The following is a 21,820-nucleotide window of genomic DNA, read 5'->3' as shown; positions in this document are numbered from 1 at the left end:
CATGTTCCGTTCCCTTTCCGGGGTCAACTACCGCATCTGGGCCGGCGGCGCCCTCGTCTCCAACGTCGGCACCTGGATGCAGCGCACGGCACAGGACTGGATCGTCCTCACCCAGCTCACCCACAACAACGCGGCTGCGGTCGGGTTCGTCATGGCGCTGCAGTTCGGGCCGCAGCTCATCCTCCTGCCCGTGACCGGGTGGGCGGCCGACCACCTCGACCGGCGCAAGCTGCTGATGATGACGCAGGGCATGATGGGGCTGCTCGGCCTCGGGCTCGGCATCCTGACGGTGACCGGGGTGGTGCAGCTCTGGCATGTGTACGTGTTCGCGATGCTGCTCGGCGTGGTCGCCGCGTTCGACGCTCCGGCGCGGCAGACCTTCGTGTCGGAGCTCGTGGCCGGCCCGAATCTGTCCAACGCGGTCGCGCTCAACTCGGCGTCGTTCAACTCGGCGCGCCTGCTCGGGCCTGCCGTCGCCGGCCTCCTGACCGCAGCGGTCGGCGCGGGCTGGGTGTTCCTGATCAACGCGGCGACCTTCGGCGCGGTGCTGCTGTCGCTGATGCTGCTGCGCAAGGAGAAGCTGTACCGGACCGAGCGGGCCAAGCGCTCGCGCGGCGGGCTGATCGACGGCTTCCGCTACGTGCGGCGGCGGCCGGACATCGTGGTCATCCTGGTGATGGTGTTCCTGATCGGGACGTTCGGCCTCAACTTCCCGATCTTCATCTCGACCATGTCGGTGAGTGTGTTCCACCAGGGCGCCGGGGAGTACGGGCTGCTGTCCTCCATCATGGCGATCGGGTCGGTGGTCGGCGCGTTGCTGTCCGCCCGCCGCGAGCGGCCGCGCGTCTCGCTGCTGTTCGCGGGAGCGGCGTTCTTCGGCGCCGGCTGTGTGATCGCCGCGGTGATGCCGACCTACTGGCTGTTCGCGCTCGCGCTCATCATCATCGGTGTCTCGTCGCAGACCCTGATGACCACCGCGAACGGGACCGTGCAGATGACCACCGACCCGATGCTGCGCGGCCGGGTGATGGCGATCTACATGGCGATCTTCATGGGCGGCACCCCCGTCGGCGCGCCGATCGTCGGCTGGGTGGCCGACACGTTCGGCCCGCGCTGGGCGATGGGCGTCGGCGGCGCGAGCGGGTTCGCAGCGGCGCTGGTGGGGGTGTTCTACCTCGTGACGTACCGCGGGATGCGGGTGCGGTTCTCCGGGCTGCGGCCGCGCGTGGTGCTCAGCCCGCGCGAGGCCCGCGAGGAGCTCGAGGAGGCCGAAGTCACCGCCACCCGCGCGAGCTGAGCGGCCGTCGCCAACGGAGGACATCGACGCTCCCCGCCCGCGTGTCGGCAGGCAACGGAGGACATCCGTGCCTGTTCGGGAGGGAACTCCTCCGTTCGCCACACCCGCGGCCACCCGCGGCCGTTGGTAGCGGAGGAGATTCGGGGTGGGCGGGGTGGGATGTCCTCCGGTTACGGTCGTGGGGTGGTGGAGGTGCGGGGATCTCCTCCGTTCGCGACGGCGGGGACGGCGGTGCGCATGACGCAGTTGACGGTGCCCTTCGGGCGGTCGTACTCGAAGCCGGCGTCCTCGAAGACCTGGCGCGTCATGCTGTAGAGGAACGACGGCGGGATGCGCTTGTCGGTCTCGCGCGGGTAGCTCTCGACCACGCCGCCGCCGGCCTCCGCGATCAGCTCCAGCGCGCCGGCGATCGCGACGCGCGCGACACCCCGGCCGCGGTACGCGCGGTCGACGAAGATGCAGGTGATCCGGTAGTCCGGGAGGGTGGTCGTCGTCTCCAGGTACTGCTTGCGGTGGTAGATCCCGGGCAGCTCCTCCGGGCTCCCGAACTGCGCCCAGCCGACCGCGCGGTCGCCGTCGAAGACGAGCGCGGCGTGCGCCTCCCCGGCCGTCACGAGGTCGTGCTTGAACTCCTTGGTGAAGTCGGCCGGCCGCTCGGGCTGCGACTCCGGAGCCGAGTGCGCGTCGCGGTGGAACCAGGTGCAGTAGCAGCCGCCGAAACCGCCTCCGCCGTGCCGGTCGCAGAGCGCGACGAAGGCGTCCCAGGTGGAGGTGTCGAGCGGTCGGATCGTGAAGGTCGTGGCTTCAGCGTCGCTCATGCGGCCTCCCCTCTGGCGCGAAACTACGCTGCGGCGTGTCGGCAGGCAAGCGCCGTGCGGGGACGCGACACACGCCGCGTCCCCGCACGCCTCACCCGAACACGCGCGGGAAGAGGCCCGTGTCCAGCCGCTCCGCCGGCACGCGGAAGTGGCTGCCCGGGAACCCGAGCAGCGTCTTCTCGGCCGAGGCGAACGCGTCGAACAGTTCGAGCTGGGACTCCCGGGTGATCTCCGGGTCGTCCAGCGGGAACAGGAACTCGATCGGGATGCTGACCTCCTGCGCCGCGTCGAGCACGAAGCGGTGCGCCGCGATCCCTCCGTAGGTGGCGGCGCGGATGCGCGGCTCGGCGGCAGCGAGCGGGATGCCGATGGCGGAGGCCAGCGTCATCCCGGTGAAGCCCACCGGGCCGGCGCCGATGTCTTCGAGTTGCTGGAGCGCGTCGAGCGCCGCCCGCCACTCCGGCACGGCGCGCTCGGCGAGCGAGGCGTTGTACTCGGCGATGATGGGATCGAGCGGCTCGCCCCGCTCGCGGGCGCCGAGCATGGCATCGACCCACTGCTGGTCGCGGGCCGGACGGGGACGGTCGCCATGGCCTGGCGCGTCGATCGCGGCGACGGCGTACCCGAGGTCGAGAACGAGTCGCCGGGCGCGGGCCACCAGCCCGGGTGCCTCCTTGTGGAGGCCGCCGCCGTGACCCGAAAGGATCAGCGGTGCGCCGGGGGCGGCGGTGGGAGGGGTCCAGAGGACGCCGGGGACGCCCTCCAGGAGGAAGCCGCGGCGGCGCACGCCGTCCGCGGTGGTGTCGTCGGTGAAGAGGTTCATGATGGTCGCCTTTCGGGGATGCCTGTGCGGCGCTCCCGGCGACCGGTCGATCAGTCGCGCGCTCTGAGGCGGGACGGGGAGCACCCGTACGTGGTTGCGTTCACGATGCTCACCTCCTCGAATGGTCCGAACCGTGGGAGAGCATAGCGCGCACCGCCCTGATTCGGCACGAATGTCCCGAATGGGGGCGCCAAACGCCACATTCGGCACGAATGTGAGGGCCACCTCCCCCGCGCACATTCGGCACGAATGTCGTGAATGGGAGCGCCAAAGGCCACATTCAGCACGAATGTCGCGGCTAGGAGTACTCGGGCGGGGCCGTGCGGTAGCGCCACGAGAGCTCGTTGTCGAGCACGAAACGCGACAGGGTCTCGTCGCGCGGCAGCGCGTCGCCCACCGACGCCTCCACCGCCTCCAGCAGCGCGGCGGCCGTCATCGGCGACGGCGCAGCGATCACGTCGTCGAGCAGGGAACCGAACCCGGGAGGCGCCGAGGCGAGCCCCGCCACCCGCGCTCGCAGGTACTTCGGCCCGGGGAAGAACACGCGGTCGTGCGCGAGCAGCGCCCGCGCGGCCGACGTCACCAGGTGGACGGCGGCGTGCGCCAGCAGCAGCGGGTCTCCGTGCTCGTGCGCCTGCGGGAGGAAGTAGCCGCCATGAAGCCGGCACTGCGCCACGAAGCCCGCGACGCGGTCCTGCCAGTCGGCAGCCGAGACCTGCGTCACCCGCGACAGCCGGCCCTCCAAGTCGGGCACCCGGCTGAACACCACGCGAGCGGACGCGAAGGAGTCCCGCACCGGGTCGTCCCCGCGCTCGGCCGCGTCGTCCAGGTACGAGAGCGTCGCCAGCTTGACGTCGAAGTAGCCCGCGTCGTAGCCGATGCCCTCCGTGCTGGTGAACATCAGGCGGCGCGCGGCGTACGCCTCGTCCCAGCGCGACTCGGTGACGACCAGGTACAGGTCGACGTCGGAGTCCGCCCGCTCGGCCCCGCGCGCGACCGAGCCGCTCACGACGACGGCCAGCACCTCGGGGTCGGTGGACACGTCGGCGACGTACCGCTCGATCGCCCGCTCGTGGTGCTCCATCAGCGCACCACCATCAGCGCAACGGCCACCCGCGCCGGCTCGTACCGTACCGGTGCGCTGCCCCGTTCGATTGCCCGCTCGTGGCGCCCCCTCAACGCACGGCCACCCGCGCTGGCTCGTACCGCACCGGCGCGTAGTTGCGGGCGACCAGCGCGCGCAGCGTCTCCAGGTCGCCGGAGACGAGCCCCACAGCGCGGGCCTGGACCAGCGCGTTGCCGAGCGCCGTGGCCTCCACCGGGCCGGCGAGCACGGGCACGCCCACCCGGTCGGCCGTCGCCTGGCAGAGCAGGGCGTTGCGCGCTCCCCCGCCGACGATGTGCACCGTCTCGACCGGGATGCCGGACAGTTCGGAGGCGGCGCGGACGGAGGCGGCGAATGCCTCTGCGAGGCTCTCGACGATGACCCGCACCATCCCGGCCGGGCTCACCGGGGCACGGAGGCCGCGCTCGGCGAACCAGTCCGCGATGCGCGACGGGAGGTCGCCCGGCGCCATGAACCGCGGGTCGTCCGCGTCGAACAGGTCGGCCGGCCGCGGCAGCGCGGCGGCTTCCGCGAGCAGGCTCTCCAGGGTCACCGGGAGGCCGCGCCGCTGCCACTCGCGAATCGACTCGCTCAGCAGCCACAACCCCATGACGTTGTGGAGGTAGCGGACCCGTCCGTCCACGCCGCCCTCGTTGGTGAAGTTGGCGGCACGGCCCGCGTCGCTGACGACCCGGCCCTCGAGTTCGACGCCAACGAGACCCCACGTCCCGCAGGAGATGTAGGCGGCCCGGGAGGCGTCCATCGGTACGGCCACGACGGCGGACGCGGTGTCGTGCGACCCGACTGCCGTGACCGCGGGACCGGACCCGGCGAACGGGAGACCCAGCGACGGCAGCAGGGAGCCCACGACCGCCCCGGCGTCCACGAGCGACGGGAACAGCGACCGCCGCAGACCCAGCCGCTCGATGAGCGGGTCGTTCCACGCCCCGGCCGCGGTCAGCAGCCCGGTGGTGGAGGCGTTGGTGCGCTCCGCGACAGCTTGCCCGCTCAGCCAGTACGTGATGAGGTCCGGGACCAGCAGGAAGCCGTCCGCAGCCTCCAGCGCCCCCGACTCCTGGTCGACGGCGAGCTGATAGAGCGAGTTGAACGGCAGGAACTGCAGGCCGCCCTCGCGGTACAGCTCCTCCGGCGCGACGCGCGCGTGCACGAGCTCGACGCCCGCGGCGGTGCGCTCGTCGCGGTAGTGGTACGGCTCACCGAGCAGGCGGCCGGCGCTCAGGAGGCCGTAGTCGACGGCCCACGCGTCCACGCCGACGCTCCGGAGGCCGGGGTCCGCATCGGCGACCGCGCGGAGGCCGTCCAGCACCTGGGCGTAGAGCCCGGTCACATCCCAGTGCAGTGCCTCGCGGCCGCCCTCCTGCACCCGAACAGGCCCATTCGGGAAGCGCGCCGCCTCGGTCAGTTCCAGCGTGTTCGCGCCGACGCGGGCGTGCATCACCCGGCCGCTGGTCGCCCCGAGGTCGACCGCGGCGACCGTGCCCGCCCGAACCGCACTCATCCCACGACCCCGTTCATCGCAGGAAGGCCGCCGCGACGCCCGCGTCGACGGGGATGTGGAGTCCGGTTGTGTGGTCGAGGTCGCTGGAGGTGAGCACGGCGACGGCGTTCGCGACGTTCTCCGGCAGCACCTCGCGCTTGAGGAGGGTGCGCTGGGCGTAGTACTTGCCCAGCTCCTCCTCCGGCACCCCGTAGACCGCGGCGCGCTTGGCGCCCCAGCCGCCGGCGAAGATCCCCGAGCCGCGGACCACGCCGTCGGGGTTGATGCCGTTGACCTTCACCCCGTAGTCGCCGAGCTCGGCGGCCAGCAGGCGCACCTGGTGGGCCTGGTCGGCCTTGGTCGCCGAGTACGCGATGTTGTTGGGGCCGGCGAACACCGAGTTCTTGGAGGAGATGTAGACGATGTCGCCGCCGAGGCCCTGCTCGATGAGCACCTTCGCGGCCGCTTTGGAGACCAGGAACGACCCCTTGGCCATCACGTCGTGCTGCAGGTCCCAGTCGGCCTCGGTGGTCTCCAGCAGCGGCTTGGAGATGGAGAGGCCGGCGTTGTTGACGATCAGGTCGAGGCCGCCGAACTGCAGCAGCGCCTCCTGGATGCCGGCCTGGATGTCTGCCTCGCTGGTGACGTTCGCCGCCACCCCGATCGCGACGTCCGTGCCGCCCAGCTCTGCCGCGGCGGCCTGCGCCTTCGACAGGTCGAGGTCGGCGATGACCACGCAGGCGCCCTCGGCCGCGAGCCGGGTGGCGATCGCCTTGCCGATCCCGGAGGCCGCGCCCGTGACGAGCGCGATGCGGCCCGCGTGCGACTTGGGCTTGGGCAGCCGCTGGAGCTTGGCCTCCTCCAGCGACCAGTACTCGATGTTGAACTTCTCGGCGTCCGAAATGGGCGCGTAGGTCGAAAGCGCCTCCGCGCCCAGCATCACGTTGATGGCGTTGATGTAGAACTCGCCCGCGACCCGCGCGGTCTGCTTGTCCTTGCCGTAGGAGAACATCCCGACGCCCGGGATGAGCACGATGGCCGGGTCGGCGCCGCGCATGGCCGGGGATTCGGGCGTCGCGTACTGCTCGTAGTACGCGGTGTACTCGGCGCGGTACTGCTCGTGCAGCTCCGTCAGCCGGGCGATCGAGTCCTCGACGGAGGCGTCGGCCGGGAGGTCGAGGATGAGCGGCTTGACCTTGGTGCGCAGGAAGTGGTCCGGGCAGGAGGTGCCCAGGGCGCCGAGCCGGGTGTGCTCGGAGGACGCGAGGAAGTCGAGCACCACGTCGTCGTCGGTGAACGAGCCGACCTGCGGCTTGTCCGTCGACGCCAGCCCGCGGATCGTCGGCGCCAGCGCAGCCGCCTTCGCCCGTCGCTCGGCCGCGGCCAGCGGCTCGTTCGCCGCGATGCGCGGGCCGAACGGCTCGGGCCGGCCGTGCGCCGCGATGTAATCGGCGGCCGTCTGGATGATCCACAGCGAGTTGGCCTCCGCCTCCTCGGACGTGTCGCCCCACGCGGTGATGCCGTGGCCGCCGAGAACCGTGCCGATCGCGTCGGGGTTCGCGGCCTTGATCGCGGCGATGTCGAGGCCGAGCTGGAAGCCGGGACGACGCCACGGCACCCACACCACGCGACCTCCGAAGATCGTCGACGTCAGCGACTCACCATCGGCCGCGGTCGCGATCGCGATGCCGGAGTCCGGGTGGAGGTGGTCGACGTGCGCCGCATCCACCAGGCCGTGCATAGCCGTGTCGATCGACGGCGCCGCGCCACCCTTGCCGTGGAGCGTGTAGTCGAACGCCGCGACCATCTCGTCCTCGCGGTCGACGCCCGGGTAGACGTTCTGGAGGGCGCGCAGCCGGTCGAGCCGCAGCACCGCCAGACCCTGCTCCTTCAGCGTGCCGAGGTCGCCGCCGGAGCCCTTCACCCAGAGCAGCTCGACCGGCTCCCCGGTCACCGGGTCGGTCTCCACGCCCTTGGCGGAGGTGTTGCCCCCGGCGTAGTTCGTGTTCTTCGGGTCGGCGCCGAGGCGGTTCGACCGGGCCAGGAGGGCCGCGACGGTCTCGTTCGTCATTCTGCGTGGTTCCTTCGGTGGGAGGTCTGCGAGTGGATGGTGCGGACGCTCAGGCGCCCCAGCCGGCCTGGGTGCCGCCGACGCGTTCGGTCTCGATCTTCTGCTGGTAGCCGGACGCCTTGTAGGCGGCCATCGGGTCGGCCGGGAGGCCGCGCGACTCGCGCCAGACCCCCAGGTCGGCGCGCACATCGGCGTTGAAGGCATCCATGAACACCGTGTTGGCCGCGAGCACGTCGCCGGCGGTCTGCGCTGCGGCGAGCGCCTCCGTGTCGACCAGCAGCGCCTTGGCCGTGGCCTCCTGGACGTTGAGGACCGAGCGGATCTGGCCCGGGATCTTCGCCTCCAGGTTGTGGCACTGGTCGAGCATGAACGCGACGTCCGGGTTGGCGTAGCCGCCGCCGCGGATGACCTCGAACACGATCCGGAACAGCTGGAACGGGTCGGCGGCGCCCACGATCAGGTCGTCGTCGGCGTAGAACCGGCTGTTGAAGTCGAACGAGCCGAGCTTCCCGAGGCGCAGCAGCTGCATCACGATGAACTCGATGTTCGTCCCCGGCGCGTGGTGGCCGGTGTCGAGGCACACCAGCGCGCGCTCGCCGAGCGCGGCGGTCTGCACGTAGCTGGTCCCCCAGTCCGGAACGTCGGTGTGGTAGAACGACGGCTCGAAGAACTTGTACTCCAGCACCAGTCGCTGGCCCTCGCCGATCCGCTCGTAGATCTTCGCCAGGGAGTCCGCCAGCCGGTCCTGCCGGGCACGCAGTGAGTCCTGCCCGGGGTAGTTGGTGCCGTCCGCGAGCCAGATCTTCAGGTCGCGCGACCCGGTCTGGTCCATGATGTCGATGCACTCGAGGTGGTGGTCGATCGCCTTCTGGCGGATCCGGTCGTCCCAGTGGGTCACCGAGCCGAACTTGTAGTCGTCGTCCTGGAACGTGTTCGAGTTGACCGTGCCGAGCTCGACACCGTTGTCCTCCGCGTGCTTCTTGAGGTCGGCGTAGGAGTCCACCTTGTCCCACGGGATGTGCAGCGCGACCGTCGGCGCGAGTCCGGTGTACTTGTGGACCTGCGCCGCGTCCGAGATCTTCTCGAACGGGTCGCGCGCCGTGCCCGGCGTGCCGAACACCCGGAAGCGCGTCCCCGAGTTGCCGAACGCCCAGGAGGGCAGCTCGATCGCCTGCAGCGCGAGCTGCGAACGGATGTCGTCGGTGAGGGTCATGGTCTCCCTTTCGGTCGGAATGGGTAGGTGTTCAGACGCGCGCGTCGGCGCTGACATCGGACGGGACTGCGGAGCCGTAACGCTCCGCCTCGATCTGCCGCAGCGACTTCCCCTGCGTGGCCGGAGCCCAGATCACGCCGATGAGCAGCGCGACGGCGAGGAAGCCGATGAGGATGAGGCCGACGGTCGGCACGCCCGTGCTGGCGAGCAGCACCGGGAACACCGAGCTGAGCAGGCCGACCGCGATGCGCGCCGCGAAGAACAGGACGCCCTGCGCGCTCGCCCGGTACGGCGTGGCGAACAGCTCGGCCGTCCAGACTCCGTAGAACGCCTGCGCGCCGATGCCGGAGGCGACGCCCCAGGTGATCGCGAAGGTGAGCAGGGTCGGGAGGCCGGGAGGGGCGAAGACGAGCACGAACCAGGCCACGATGCCGAGCACCGCGCCGATCCCGTACAGGATGCGGCGCGACATCCGGTCGGCCAGCCGCATGAAGCCGAAGTAGGTCGCGGCGACCGTGCAGCCCCAGACCAGCACCTGCAGGAGGTCCTGCTCGACCGCGCTGTGCACGCCGGCGGCCTCGTAGACGCGCGGCATGAAGATGCCCGCCTGGCCGGCGACCAGGTTCCAGAAGCCGTAGACGCCGAAGAGGAACAGCAGCGCGGTGAGGTTCACGCGCTTGGAGAAGAGGGCGCGCATCCCGCGTCCCGAAGCGGCGGTGGAGACGGCGCCGGTCTTGACGTCGGTCCAGAGCTTCGACTCCGGCAGGCCCTGGCGGACCCACCAGACGATGGCGGCCACGACGAAGAGGTGGAAGAAGATGATCCGGCTGCCCAGCAGGCCGAGCGGCGCGAGCGCGGCGGCGAGGGCGAAGCCGATGAGCGGGCCGATCGACCAGGCGAGCTGCGCCATGCCGACGTGCTTGGCGCGGGCGTGGTCGGGCGCCTGCTCGGCGATGTAGGTCCAGGAGGCCGGGACACCCGCGCCCACCGCGATGCCGGTGATCAGGAACGCGGCGAACAGCATTCCCGCGTTGACGGCGAACACCGCGAGGAGGACGCCGAGCATGTAGAGCAGGAGGTCGTAGGTGTAGATGAACTTGCGTCCGAGCCGGTCGGTGAGCGGTCCGCCGAGGATGGCGCCGATCGCCGCGCCGAACGCATTGGCGCTGAACGCGGCGAGGATGCCGACGAACCCGTCGGTCAGGTGGAACTCCGCCTGCCAGAACCCGAGGCTGGTGGCGATCGCGATGATCGACCCCGACTCGATGTAGTTGCTCATGGCGACGGAGCTCGTGGCCCGCCATCCGGTCGTGTTGCTGCTTCCGACTCTCACGTCTTCGTGTCCCTCTCTGCTCAAGCCAGGAAAAAGTACTCGGTCAGCCGCGTCATCGTGCTGTCCGGAGCGGTCTCCTCCGCGAAGAAGCCGGCCATCGTGGCCTGCCAGCGCGCGTTGACCTCGCGCTCGTTCATCGCGGCGATCGCGCCCTCGAAGTCGTCGGTCTCCAGGACACCGACGACGAGCGCTTCCTCCCGGTCGACGAAGAGGGAGTAGTTCGACCAGCCGGTCTCGCGCAGTGCGTCGAGCATCTCCGGCCAGACCGTCTCGTGCGCGGCCAGGTACTCTGCGACCCGCTCCGGCTTCAGCCGCATCGTGAAGCACACCCGTTCCACGTCAACTCCCTCGTCGTCTGTGTTCTCGTCGTTGATCTGTTGTGAATCGATTCAAGTTGAATCGATTCAAAGCATACCACGCGGCGCGGTGCCGAGCAGAGGCACTCGCGCCGCATGGTCGCTCACCCCCGTCTCAGCGCAGCGCGCCGACGGACGAGGGAACCTCCGCGGTGACCGAGACCGGCCCTCCGCTCAGCTGCTGGTCCTCGCGGCCGGGCAGCCGCAGGATGCCGTCGACGCCCTCCGGGAGCTCGGCGTCGACCGTCAGGAGGTCGCCGTCGAGGCTCCAGCGCACCGACACCCGGCCGTGCCGGGTCTCCAGCGAGGTGGCCGCCTCGGTGAGGCCGCCGCCCGGCTGCGGGGCGACGAGCACCGACGCGTAGCCCGGCTTCAATGGCGCGAGGCCGCCGACGACCCGGTGCATCCAGTCCGCCACCGCGCCGAGCGCGTAGTGGTTGAAGGAGGTCATCTCACCCGGGTTGATGGTGCCGTCCGGCAGCATCGAGTCCCAACGCTCCCACACCGTCGTCGCGCCCATCGTGACCGGGTAGAGCCACGAGGGGCACTCCTTCTCCAGCAGCAGGCGGTAGGCGACGTCGGTGCGGCCGGTCTGGGTCAGCGCGTCCGCGATGAACGGCGTGCCGGCGAACCCGGTGGAGATGCGGTAGCCGGCCTCCTCCGCGAGCTCGGCGAGCCGGTCGCCCGCGAACTCCTCGTCCGCCTCGTCCAGCAGTCCGAAGACGATCGCGAGCGAGTACACCGTGGTGCAGTCGCTCAGCACGACGCCGCCCGAGACGTACTCGCGGTTGAAGGCGGCGCGGAGGTCGGCGGCGTGCGCCTCGAACTCCGCGTGCTCCGCCGCGCGGCCGAGCAGGGCCGCGGTGTCGGCGAGGATCCGCGCGGACCGGTAGGCGCACGCCGTCGCCACGACTCCCTTGTCGGCCTTCGCCTTCGCCGGGTCCTCCGGCGGGGCGTCCGGGTCGAGCCAGTCGCCGAACTGGAAGTTGCCGTCCCAGACGCCGGCCGGCGAGAGCAGCGACTTCACCCGGCGGACGTGCGACGCCATCGAGTCGAACTGACGCTCCAGAACCGCGGTGTCGCCGTACGCCTCGTAGAGGTCCCACGGCACCCAGACGGCGGCGTCGCTCCAGAGCGCGGTCGTGTTCGGCTTGCCGAAGTCCTCCGGGTGCGGCATGTACTTGAGCACGTCCGGGATGACGAAGCCGACGATCCCGTCGTTGTGCCGCTGCTCCAGGTCGAGGTCGACCAGCCAGTCGGACAGGAACGCGTCCACGTCGTAGAGGTAGGCGGCGGTCGGCGCGAACGCGGCGATGTCACCGGTCCAGCCGAGCCGCTCGTCGCGCTGCGGGCAGTCGGTGGGGACGTCCACGAAGTTGCCGCGCATGCCCCACACCACGTTCTCGTGGAACTGGTTGAGCAGCGGGTCGGAGCTGCTGAACTCGCCGATGCGGGTCAGCTCGGAGCCGATCGCGATCGCCGTCAGGTCCTCGGCCTTCAGCTCGCCCGGCCAGCCCGTGACCTCGGCGTAGCGGAAGCCGTGGAAGGTGAAGGTCGGCTCGAACTCGTCCACGCCGCCGCTGAGGAGGTAGCGGTCGGTGGCCTGCGCCGAGCGCAAGGGGCGCACGCCGAGTTCGCCGTGCTCCAGGACCTCCGCGTGCCGGATGGTCACCTCGGTTCCGGCCGGCCCCTGCACGCGGACCTTGATCCAGCCCACCAGGTTCTGCCCGAAGTCGACCAGGGTCTTCCCCGACGGGGACGTGCTGATCTCCTGTACGGGGAGGGCGGCCCAGCGCTTCACCGACGGGCCGATGTACGGCTCCAGCTTCGCGGTGTCGAACTCGACGGCGTGTGTTCCCGTCCAGCCGTCACCGGCGAAGCCGGGCTTCTTCCAGGCGTCGTCGCTGAGCCGGGCGTCGATGGTCTCGCCGTCGTACAGGTCGTTGGCGAGCACCGCGCTCGGGCCGCTGGTCCACGCGTCGTCGGTGACGATCAGCTGCGTGCTGCCGTCGGCGAACTCCACCTCGAGCTGCGCGAAGGCGCCCTGGGCGTCGCCGTAGTACGAGCCGCCGCCGGACCAGCCGAGGCGGCCGCCGAACCAGCCCTTGCCGAGGGCGAGGCCGAGCACGCTCGTCTCCTCCAGCAGAGCGGTGACGTCGTAGGTCGCGTAGCGGAGGCGCCACTCGTAGCTGCTCCAGCCGGGAGTGAGCACGTCGTCCGAGACGGGACGGCCGTTCAGCCAGGCCTCCACCACCCCCTGGGCGGTGAGCGTGAGGGTCGCGCGGGCGACGGCGCCGTGGCCGGCCTCCAGTGCGAACTCCCTGCGCAGCAGCGGGGCTCCGTCGAAGGCCTGGTCGGCGGCGATCATCTGGGCGTGCCAAGTCATGTTTCGGTGTCTCCGGTTTCGTGTCGTGTGTTCGGTGTCGGTGTTCGTTGTCAGTGGACGGCGTCAGCCCTTGACCGCGCCGCTCGTCATGCCGGCGACGATCTGCCGGTTGAAGAAGATGTACGCGACGAGCGGCGGGATGGTGATGAGCAGGATGTCCATGAAGAGCAGGTTGTAGAAGCTCAGGTTCTGCCCCGCGAAGGTGTAGAGCGTGGTCTGCACGGTCGCGTTGTCGGAGCCGGGCAGGAAGTACAGTGGCCCGGCGAAGTCGTTGAAGACGAACACCGACTGCACCACGATCACGGTCACGATCACCGGCTTCAGCAGCGGCAGGATGACCTGGAAGAACAGCCGCACCCGGCCCGCGCCGTCCAGCACCGCCGCCTCGTCCAGCTCCTTGGGCACCGTGTTGAAGAAGGCCCGGAAGAGCAGGATGCAGAACGACAACCCGAAGGTGGTCTCGATCAGGATCATCCCCGGCATGGTCTTGTAGAGCCCCGTCCCCTGCAGCACCCAGATGGTCGGCACGACCGCGGGCGGCACGATCAGGCCGGCGAGAACGAAGAAGTTCACGACCGGGCCCCACTTGCTGCGCTTGCGGGCGAGGACGTAGCCGGCCATCGCCGACAGCACCACCATGAGCGCCACCGAGCCGACGGTGAGGACGAACGAGTTGAGGAACGCCCGCCAGATCAGGCCGTCGCCGCTCTGCAGCACCGCGATGAGGTTGGGGAAGAACTGCCACTCCTTCGGCCAGGTGAAGGCGAGGGTGGAGGCGTCGTCCGGGGCCTTCGAGGCCTGCAGCACCACGAAGGCGAACGGGACGAGGAAGACGACGACGGAGACGAGGATCGCGACGACGCCGACGATCCAGGCGCGGACCTTCGTGCGGGTCACAGCTCCACCTGCTTTCTGTTCAAGACGTACGAGAGCGGCACCATGATCAGCGTCACCACGAGGAAGAGCACGACGTTGCCCGCCGTCGACAGGCCGTAGAAGCCCGCCTGATACTGCTTATAGATCACCGACGCGAGCACGTCGCTGGTGAAGCCGGGGCCGCCTCCCGTGGTCGCCCAGATGATGTCGAACGAGCGCAGGCCGCCGATCAGCGACAGGATGATGACCGTCGCGGTCGCTCCGCGGCTCAGCGGGATCGTGATGCGGCGCAGGATGTTCCAGCCGCCGGCGCCGTCGATGCGGGCCGCCTCGTGATACTCGTTCGGGATGGCGACCATCCCGGCCATGAAGATGAGCGTCGCGATGCCGACGCCCTTCCAGATGTCGACGCCGGCGATCGTGTAGAGCGCCAGGTTCGGGTCGGTGAACCAACCGGGCTGCGGGAGGCCGAAGAAGCCGAGCACCGCGTTGACCATGCCGTGGAACGGGTCCAGCAGCGACTTCCAGAGGATGCCGACGCCGATCGTCGAGAGCAGGACCGGGAAGAAGACGACCGCTCGCAGGTAGCCGCGGCCCACGACCGGGGAGGTCAGCAGGAGCGCCAGCGCGAAGCCGATGATCACCTTCGCGCCGGAGGTCAGCACGGCGTAGATCAGGGTGTGGATGAAGCTCGTGTAGAGCTGGGGGTCCTGGAAGAACTGCACGTAGTTCGCGAACCCGATGAACTGGGAGTCGAACAGCGACCAGCGGGTCAGCGAGAAGTAGAAGGACGAGACCGTCGGGATCGCGAAGAAGATCACGTAGAGGACGATCGCGGGGATGAAGAACCAGGTCGGATAGTGCGACCGCATCCGGCTCTTCCTCGGTCTGTTCCGTACCGAGGCCCCCACCTCGGTGATGATGTCGGCCGCTTGTGTTGCGGTCGCGGGGCTTGCCGTCGACATTGTCTGCTCCTCGTCGAGTCTTCTGGGGGTGTGTGGTGCCCGGGCCGGCGCCGCAGCGCCGGCCCGGACGGGCTCACCAGCCCTTGATACCGAGCTGCTGGGCCTGAGCCTTCACATCCTGGTCGTAGAGGGCCGCGCCCTGCTGGGCGTTGGAGATGCCCGAGCCGACCTGGATCAGGATCTTCTCCAGGTTCGGGCCCTTGATCGGGGACAGGAACTCGAGCGCGAGGCCCGTCTTCTTGTCGTCCTGGTACTTCAGCTCATCCTTGACCAGCGCGGGGGCGCTGTCCGGGACCGTGCAGCTGCTGATCGCGAACGGGCCGGCCGGGGTGCCTGCGCTGTTCTGGATGTCGCAGCCGGTGGGCGAGTTGATGAACGCGACCAGCTTCTTCGCGGCCGTCAGCTTGTCGCCGGTGGTGGTCTTCGGGACGTACGCGCCGCCCGGCTCCCAGACGGTGGCGTGCGGCTGACCGGAGTCGGTCGGGACCGCGAAGTAGCCGATGTCGTTGATGTTGCCCGGGTTGGACTGCAGCACGTTGCTGATCACGGTGGTGATCATCGGGTACTGCGCGCCCTCGCCGGTCGCCAGCATCTTGAGGGCGTTGACGTTGGTCAGGGACGCGTAGTCCTTGTTCATCAGACCCTTGTCGAAGATCTCCTGCGTGTGCGTGAAGCCCGCCAGCGCCGGCTCCTTCGAGTACTTGGCGTTGGACTTGTTCGCCGTGTAGTCGTCGGCCCACTTCGGGTCGCTCGCGTTGACGTTGGCGAAGTCCGCCAGCACGAACAGCTGGCTGGTCCAGGTGTCGCCGTAGGACTGGATCACCGGGACGATGCCCGCGGCCTTGATCTTCTCGCTGTTGGAGATGAACTCGCTCCAGGTCTTCGGCACGGACAGGCCGAGCTTCTCGTAGACCTTCTTGTTGTACATGATGCCGCCGTCGAAGGTCGTGCCGGTCGGGGCGCCGTAGGTGCCCTTCGAGGTGCTGACCGTCTTCTTGAAGTCGGGGGTGATGTCCTTCACCCAGGCCTCGTCCGTGAGCGGCTGGAGCTGGGTGTCGGGGTGCAACGCCTGGAACAGCGAGCCCGAGTTGTACAGGAACACGTCGTTCATGTCCCCGGTGGAGAGGCGCGTCTTGATGAGGTTGTCACCGTCCGTGCCCGTCGGCCGGGTCTCGACCTTGACCGTGATCTTCGGGTTGGCCTTGTGGAACGCGGTCGAGAGGTCGTTCGCGAACTTGGTGCTGGCCGGGTCGTTGCCCGCGGCGAGCAGTGAGATGGTCACCGGACCGTTCGAGTTTCCGCCCGACGAGCTGCAGCCGGCGAGCGCGAGCGCCGCGATGGCGATTCCGCCGAGCGTGGCGACGACCCTGGTCGTCGTCCTGCGAGAGAACATCAAATACCTCCTTGTATTCGGGACGCTTCCGCCCCTGGGTGTTCGGGGTGTTTTGAAACGCTTCACATGAAGATAAGTCTTGTGGAGGATTACGTCAAGAACCAATTGTGTCGATTCAGTAACGACGCTGAAATTCGGCACTGAATCGTGCGTTCAAGTCGGCCGGCCTCGCGTTCGGGTTTGATAATGTGGCTTTGACCTGGAATTTAACTGGCGTGGTTTACGCCTGAGATCATTCACATCCTGTGTCGACTTGAAAATTGTTTCGATTCAACCCGGGCATCGGTTACGATGACCGGCGAGAGGGGAATCACTATGGCTTCCGCAAGCGTCAAAGACGTCGCAGCACTGGCTCAGGTGTCCGTGGGGACCGTGTCCAATGTGCTCAACCGGCCCGAGATCGTGTCCGCCGAGACCGTCGAACGGGTCCACCTCGCGATGGAGAAGCTCTCGTATGTGCGCAACGAGGCCGCGCGCCAGCTCCGCCTCGGGCACAGCCAGGCGATCGGGCTGATCAGCCTCAGCGGCGCCAACCCGTTCTTCACCGACGTGGCCACGGCCGCCGAGAACGCGGCGGCCGACGCCGGCTACTCGGTGATCGTCGGCAACAGCACCGAGCGCCAGGACCGCGAGTCGGGCTACCTCAACCTGTTCGAGGAGCTCCGGGTGCGCGGCGTGCTGCTCGCCCCGGTCGGCGACGCGGCTGCGCGGCTGCGGCGGATGCGCGACCGCGGCATCCCGGCCGTGCTGGTCGACCGGGTCAGCAGCGACAGCACCTTCAGCTCGGTCTCGGTGGACGACGTCGCCGGCGGCGCGATGGCCGCGACGCACCTGATCGAGACCGGCCGCACGCGCATCGCCTTCGTCGGCGGCCCGCTCGCCATCCAGCAGGTCGCCGACCGCCTCGCCGGGGCCCGCTCGGTCGTCGAGCGGCATCCCGGGGTGACCCTGGAGGTCGTGGACGTGGAGGCGCTCAACGTCCTGGAGGGCCGCCGCGCCGGCCAGGCCATCGCCGACCGCGCTCCCGCCGACCGACCCGACGCGGTCTTCGCCGCCAACGACCTCCTGGCGATCGGCCTGCTGCAGACGCTGGTCATCGACGGCACCCTCGCGGTCCCTGACGACATCGCCCTGATCGGCTACGACGACATCCAGTTCGCCGGCGCCTCGGTCGTGCCGCTCACCTCCATCCGCCAGCCGAGCCACCTGATCGGCGAGACCGCCGTGCAGATCCTGCTCGAGGAGGCCGCCGACCCCGACCTCGAGGCGCGCCGCGTCCTCTACCAGCCCGAACTCGTCATCCGCGCCAGCACCGCCCCGCGCTAGCCCCCGAGACGTGACTCGTTGCGGAAATCCCCAGGGCGGTTACCGCAACGACTCACCTTTCGGCGTCATGGCGAGGCCTGCGAAGGCGTGGCGGGCGAAGCGGGCCACGTAGCGGCGGAGGGTTTCGACCTCCTGCGGGTCCCAGCCGAGGGTGACCTCGTCCACCTGGGCTTGGGCGACCGCCATGATGCGTTCGCCCAGCTCGCGGCCGGCGGCGGTCAGCGCGACGAGCACGCTCCGCTCGTCCCGCGGCGACGGCACCCGCTCCACCAGCTCGATCTCCTCCAGGCGGCGGACGATCTTGGAGATGTTCGCCTTGCCCGTTCCGAGCGTCGCCGCCAGGTCGGTCGGCCGCAGCGCCCCGCGGTAGGCGAGCTGGTTGACGACGACGAACATCGGGATGTCGTCCACCGGGAAGCCGATCTGCTCCATGACGCGCACGCGCACGTCCCGGCTGTCGGCCCAGTGCACGATCGACGCGATCGACAGGCGCAGGTCGAGCGGGTCCTGCTCGATGACCGGCGAGAGGTCGGGGTCGTCCGACACGCTGCCACCTCCTTCTCGTCGCGTCGTGCTTCTCGTCGCGCCGTGCTTCTCGTCGCGTCTGGCCAGTATCCCAGCCGGGCTCACCCCTCCCGCACGACGCGCACCGGCCCGAGCAGACCGTGCGGGCGCACGACGGTGACGTGCGGCTCCTGCCGCCCCAGCAGGAACAGCCCCATGTCCGGGATGCCGTCGTAGTACCCGCGCGCGATGAGCCGGTTGTTCAGCGAGCTCGCCACCCGGACCACGACCGTGTTCACGCCCTCCCGGGCCGCGTCGGTGATGTCGACCACCGGGCGCGACGTGTCGAAGCCCACGGCCTCGCCGCCGTTCACGACCACCGAGCCGAGGCCTCCCGCCGTCGAGCCGAGGTCGAGCAGCAGCCGCTGACCGGGTGCCGCGGCCGCGTCGAGCGTGAACGACGTGCGGTACTCCGCCACCCCGGACACCTCGGGGCCGACGCCCGGCAGCTCGCTCCAGGGCAGGAGTTCGGAGCCCGCCGCGGTCAGCACGCTGACCGCCGTCGTCGGCCGCACCTCCCGGCTCTCGTAGCCGAGGCCGCGGTCCTCCACGATCAGCTCGTCCTCGCCGGCGTCCCAGCTCTCGACCGCGATCGTCCAGCCGTCGAGCTCCGTCATGACCTCGGGCTCGACGGGCTGCGACGGAGCCGGGCGCTGCGAGCGGTCGACCGTGAGCAGCGCGGTCTCCCCCGGAGCCAGGGCGACGGTCACGAACGTGCGGACGCCGTCCGTGCGCACCCCGCTGTGCTCGGCGACCGCGCCGCTCCACGGATCGACCCGGTACGGCGTCCCGAGCCCGGGCAGCGCGACCTGCACCACGGTGTCCCCGCCGGTCTCGTAGAGGAAGTGGTAGAGGTACACATGCAGCAAGTCGCCGTCCTCGCGCAGGTAGCCGAGCACGTCGCGGTTCTCGGCGGTGAACTCGGCGCGGCCCGCCACGCCGAGGTCGCGCAGCGCCGCCACGGTGCCCGCAGGGTCGTCCACCTCCGCCACGGTCGGGAGGCTGCGCAGCTCGGCCAGGATCGCGGCGAGCTCGTCGTCGCGGTGGTCGAGCCCCGGCGTCCGGGAGGCCGCGCGCTCGTTGACGATGTATTCGCCGGTCATCAGCAGCTTCAGCTCCCGGGCGCCGTTCACGATCAGCACCCGGAGCCCCTGCCGCGCCCAGCCGAGGAGGTGCTGCGCGACGTCCGCGCTCAGCGCCTCCTGGTACACGATCAGCGCCTGGTAGCCGGGGCCGTCCGGCTGCACGAGCCCCTCGCCGAAGACCACCTCGTCGCGCAGCAGCAGCGAGCCGTCGAGGAACTCGTAGCTCCAGCCGGCGTCCTGCATGCCGAGGTCCTGCCACCAGTGGTTCTCGCGGTTCCGCATCCACATCCGGCCGTAGGCGACCTCGTCGGGGATGCGGGCGCCGTCCTGGTCGAGGAAGAACAGCCCGGACATGTTGTCCACGAAGTGGTCGGTGCGCAGGATGCCGACGTCGATGCGCGGCCGGCCCTGGCGCAGCAGGTACTGGAACCGGCCGACCGCCCTGTTCCACTGCGGGTAGAACTCGCTGGCCGGCTGGCGGAGGTCGAACCGCTCCGAGAATCCCGGCCACATGCCCTCGTGCCCCGGCCACTCGGTCGCGCCCTCCGCGCCCGCGGTGCTCGCCCAGCCGTGCAGCACGGTCTTCGTGATGCCGGCCGCGAGCTGGGTCGCGATGATCTGGTCGTAGAAGCGGTGGTCGAGCATGTGGTTGCGCGTCGTCGCGCCCGTCTCGGACGAGTACTGCTTGCCGAACAGGTGCGCCGGGCCGGCGAGCAGCCGGTACGCGTCGATCTGGGATCCGAACTCCAGCGACTCGGTCTCGATCCCGTCGACCTCCGGGCCGGGACGGGTCAGCTCGAACGGGAGGCCGTAGCTGATCTCCGAGCGCAGCAGGATGCCGTTCTCGTGCAGGAACGCGGCGAACGGCCGCAGCATGTTCTCGATGTACAGATCGGTGAGCGTCTCCACGTAGTCGTGCCGCACCTTCTCCACCGTGCCGCGCTGAGCCTCCGTCGGCTGGGAGCGGTAGGTCGTGGCGGACGCCATCAGCTGCACCCTGCGGGTGAGGAACGGCAGCCACGGCGTGATGTCGTAGCCACGTCGCTCGCGGAACTCCCGCGCGACCGACGCGCCCCAGAACAGCCCGCCGTCGCCCCAGGTGTTCAGCTCCAGGGAGTCCATGTACATCTGCGCGCGCGGGTTGCGGGCGATGAGGGCGCGCAGCTCGGGCGTCAGAACGGTCGAGCCCCAGTAGTCGATCACCGCGTCCACGCCGGCGCGCTCCAGGTAGTTGACCGTGTAGTTGACGCTCGCGGACGGGGAGGCGGTTTGGCCGGTGCCGTGCGACCAGAACGTGAACAGCCTCCACTCGCGGTCGTCGGCGGGCTCCCAGTCGAGGGCGCCGTCGGCGACGAGGGCGGTGAGGTCGAGGACTCCGTCCGCGTCGAGGACGGGCACGTCGCCGTCCTCGACCACGGGCGCGGCCACCACCGCGAAGAACTCCTGCGTCGTCGGCGCGCTGCGGTGCCCGGGCAGGAGGCTCTCCTCCCGCTGCGCGTCCAGGTCGATGCGGCGGAGCGCCCCACTGCGTCCTGCGCCCGCGCGGACCTCCTCGACCACGTAGTTCAGCTCGCGCGCCGCGGCCGGGTGGTCGGGGTCGATCGTCGGCAGGTTCGCGTTCGACCAGTTGGTGCCGGAGGTGAAGCTCACGGACATCCCGCGCGCCGTGGTCTCCTCGACCACGAGCTGCGAGTCGTGCACCCACTCCTCCGAACCCCAGCCGTACCGGGCGTGGTCGATCGCCTGCTCGTCCATCGCCAGGAACTCCATGCCGCCGAAGCCGAGCCTGTGCGCGGCGTCGATCTCGAAGCGGAGGGTGCGGTCGGTGTGGAGGCCTTCGGCCAGCCACCAGCGCAGCTCCGGGCGGTACTCGATCGGCGGGTCCTGGAGGGCGGCCCGGTGGGCGTCGAGCGGGCCGGGCTGGTTTTCTGCGGGCATCGGCGATCTCCTTCGAACGACGGGGTGGTGTCGGGAGCATAACACTTGTTTTCCTCAAGACACTAACGATCGGCTGAACCCACCATCCCGCGACAATGTCGGTATGCAGCCTTCGCCCTCATCCGCCGATCCGCACGCGCTTGCTCGGCGCGGCCTCAGCCTGGCCGCCGACGGCCGAGCGCTCGTGGGGATCGCCGGCAGCCCGGGTTCCGGCAAGACGACGCTGGCCCGCGCGGTGGTCGACGCGGCGAACGAGCAGGCCGGCGAGCCGGTCGCCGCGTACCTCCCGATGGACGGCTTCCACCTCGCCGACGCCACCCTGGAGACGCTCGGCCGCCACGAGCGCAAGGGCGCGATCGACACCTTCGACAGCTGGGGCTTCGTGGCGCTGCTCGAGCGTGTCCTGGCCGAGCGCGACCACCCGGTCTACGCGCCGGCCTTCGACCGCGCGGTCGGCGAGCCCATCGCCGGGAGTGTGGCCGTCCAGCCCGGCACGCGGCTGATCGTCGTCGAGGGCAACTACCTGCTCGCGCCGACCGACCCGTGGTCGCGCATCCCACCGCTGCTGGCCGAGTCCTGGTTCGTCGCGACACCCGAGGAGGAGCGGCTGCGCCGGCTCGTCGACCGGCACACCCGCCACGGCCGCACTCCGGAGGCCGCCCTCGCCTGGGCGCGCGACGTGGACGGCGCGAATGCCCGCCTCATCGAGCCGACCGCAGCGAGCGCGACACTCATCGTGGACGGCGGACTCCCAGTCGGCGCCGCTTAGCCTG

17 protein-coding genes are annotated in these 21,820 nt (G+C 70.1%); 3 read left to right on the top strand and 14 right to left on the bottom strand.

Features of this window, described 5'->3' with window-relative positions:
• Position 1: 1 nt before the first annotated feature.
• A complete protein-coding gene (locus ACFRFH_RS06860) occupies positions 2 to 1,297 on the top strand; it encodes an MFS transporter (RefSeq protein WP_382462233.1) in 1,296 nt (431 codons plus the stop codon).
• A 170-nt stretch (positions 1,298 to 1,467) separates the two neighbouring features.
• Here ACFRFH_RS06860 and ACFRFH_RS06855 read toward each other — a convergent pair whose 3' ends face one another.
• The 12 genes from ACFRFH_RS06855 to ACFRFH_RS06800 form a co-directional block, all read right to left on the bottom strand.
• Positions 1,468 to 2,115: a GNAT family N-acetyltransferase gene (locus tag ACFRFH_RS06855; protein ID WP_382462232.1), complete on the bottom strand. Its 648-nt coding sequence runs from the start codon at positions 2,113 to 2,115 to the stop codon at positions 1,468 to 1,470.
• Between the two features lie 91 nt (positions 2,116 to 2,206).
• Positions 2,207 to 2,938, bottom strand: coding sequence for a dienelactone hydrolase family protein (locus ACFRFH_RS06850; RefSeq protein WP_382462231.1), 732 nt, complete (start codon positions 2,936 to 2,938; stop codon positions 2,207 to 2,209).
• 298 nt (positions 2,939 to 3,236) lie between these two features.
• Positions 3,237 to 4,022, bottom strand: coding sequence for a nucleotidyltransferase domain-containing protein (locus ACFRFH_RS06845; RefSeq protein ID WP_382462230.1), 786 nt, complete (start codon positions 4,020 to 4,022; stop codon positions 3,237 to 3,239).
• Between the two features lie 91 nt (positions 4,023 to 4,113).
• Complete coding sequence (locus ACFRFH_RS06840) at positions 4,114 to 5,562, bottom strand: rhamnulokinase family protein (protein ID WP_382462229.1); 1,449 nt, start codon at positions 5,560 to 5,562, stop codon at positions 4,114 to 4,116.
• A gap of 13 nt (positions 5,563 to 5,575) precedes the next feature.
• Entirely contained in the window at positions 5,576 to 7,612 is a 2,037-nt protein-coding gene (locus tag ACFRFH_RS06835) for a bifunctional aldolase/short-chain dehydrogenase (protein WP_382462228.1), read from the bottom strand.
• A 49-nt stretch (positions 7,613 to 7,661) separates the two neighbouring features.
• Positions 7,662 to 8,825, bottom strand: coding sequence for an L-rhamnose isomerase (gene rhaI, locus ACFRFH_RS06830; RefSeq protein ID WP_382462227.1), 1,164 nt, complete (start codon positions 8,823 to 8,825; stop codon positions 7,662 to 7,664).
• 31 nt (positions 8,826 to 8,856) lie between these two features.
• Positions 8,857 to 10,104, bottom strand: coding sequence for an MFS transporter (locus ACFRFH_RS06825; protein WP_382462226.1), 1,248 nt, complete (start codon positions 10,102 to 10,104; stop codon positions 8,857 to 8,859).
• Positions 10,105 to 10,178: 74 nt separating this feature from the next.
• Complete coding sequence (locus ACFRFH_RS06820; protein WP_382462225.1) at positions 10,179 to 10,496, bottom strand: L-rhamnose mutarotase; 318 nt, start codon at positions 10,494 to 10,496, stop codon at positions 10,179 to 10,181.
• Between the two features lie 133 nt (positions 10,497 to 10,629).
• The gene (locus ACFRFH_RS06815; protein ID WP_382462224.1) at positions 10,630 to 12,900 is read right to left on the bottom strand and encodes a family 78 glycoside hydrolase catalytic domain; all 2,271 of its coding nucleotides are present in this window, start codon (positions 12,898 to 12,900) and stop codon (positions 10,630 to 10,632) included.
• 63 nt (positions 12,901 to 12,963) lie between these two features.
• Positions 12,964 to 13,797, bottom strand: coding sequence for a carbohydrate ABC transporter permease (locus tag ACFRFH_RS06810; protein ID WP_382462223.1), 834 nt, complete (start codon positions 13,795 to 13,797; stop codon positions 12,964 to 12,966).
• Positions 13,794 to 14,648: a carbohydrate ABC transporter permease gene (locus ACFRFH_RS06805; protein ID WP_382462222.1), complete on the bottom strand. Its 855-nt coding sequence runs from the start codon at positions 14,646 to 14,648 to the stop codon at positions 13,794 to 13,796. The genes ACFRFH_RS06810 and ACFRFH_RS06805 overlap by 4 nt, the downstream gene beginning before the upstream one ends.
• Before the next feature lie 166 nt (positions 14,649 to 14,814).
• On the bottom strand, positions 14,815 to 16,134 hold the full coding sequence (locus ACFRFH_RS06800; RefSeq protein WP_382462221.1) for an ABC transporter substrate-binding protein: 1,320 nt from the start codon (positions 16,132 to 16,134) through the stop codon (positions 14,815 to 14,817).
• A gap of 315 nt (positions 16,135 to 16,449) precedes the next feature.
• Between ACFRFH_RS06800 and ACFRFH_RS06795 the strand changes: the two genes are divergently transcribed.
• Positions 16,450 to 17,460 (top strand): LacI family DNA-binding transcriptional regulator, encoded by a 1,011-nt coding sequence (locus ACFRFH_RS06795; protein WP_382462220.1) that lies wholly within the window; start codon positions 16,450 to 16,452, stop codon positions 17,458 to 17,460.
• Between the two features lie 39 nt (positions 17,461 to 17,499).
• Here the strand turns inward: ACFRFH_RS06795 and ACFRFH_RS06790 are convergent, their stop codons facing one another.
• Entirely contained in the window at positions 17,500 to 18,006 is a 507-nt protein-coding gene (locus ACFRFH_RS06790) for a MarR family winged helix-turn-helix transcriptional regulator (protein ID WP_382462219.1), read from the bottom strand.
• Between the two features lie 80 nt (positions 18,007 to 18,086).
• Positions 18,087 to 21,047 carry a glycosyl hydrolase gene (locus ACFRFH_RS06785; RefSeq protein WP_382462218.1) on the bottom strand — a complete coding sequence of 987 codons (2,961 nt, stop codon included), beginning with the start codon at positions 21,045 to 21,047 and terminating at the stop codon, positions 18,087 to 18,089.
• A 103-nt stretch (positions 21,048 to 21,150) separates the two neighbouring features.
• Between ACFRFH_RS06785 and ACFRFH_RS06780 the strand changes: the two genes are divergently transcribed.
• Positions 21,151 to 21,816 carry a nucleoside/nucleotide kinase family protein gene (locus ACFRFH_RS06780; RefSeq protein ID WP_382462217.1) on the top strand — a complete coding sequence of 222 codons (666 nt, stop codon included), beginning with the start codon at positions 21,151 to 21,153 and terminating at the stop codon, positions 21,814 to 21,816.
• Positions 21,817 to 21,820 lie beyond the last annotated feature (4 nt).

The organism is Leifsonia sp. NPDC056824 (assembly GCF_042789575.1).
Classification (GTDB): domain Bacteria; phylum Actinomycetota; class Actinomycetes; order Actinomycetales; family Microbacteriaceae; genus Leifsonia.
The sequence above is the reverse complement of the archived record's forward strand: the minus strand, read 5'-3'. Positions and strand labels throughout refer to the sequence as shown.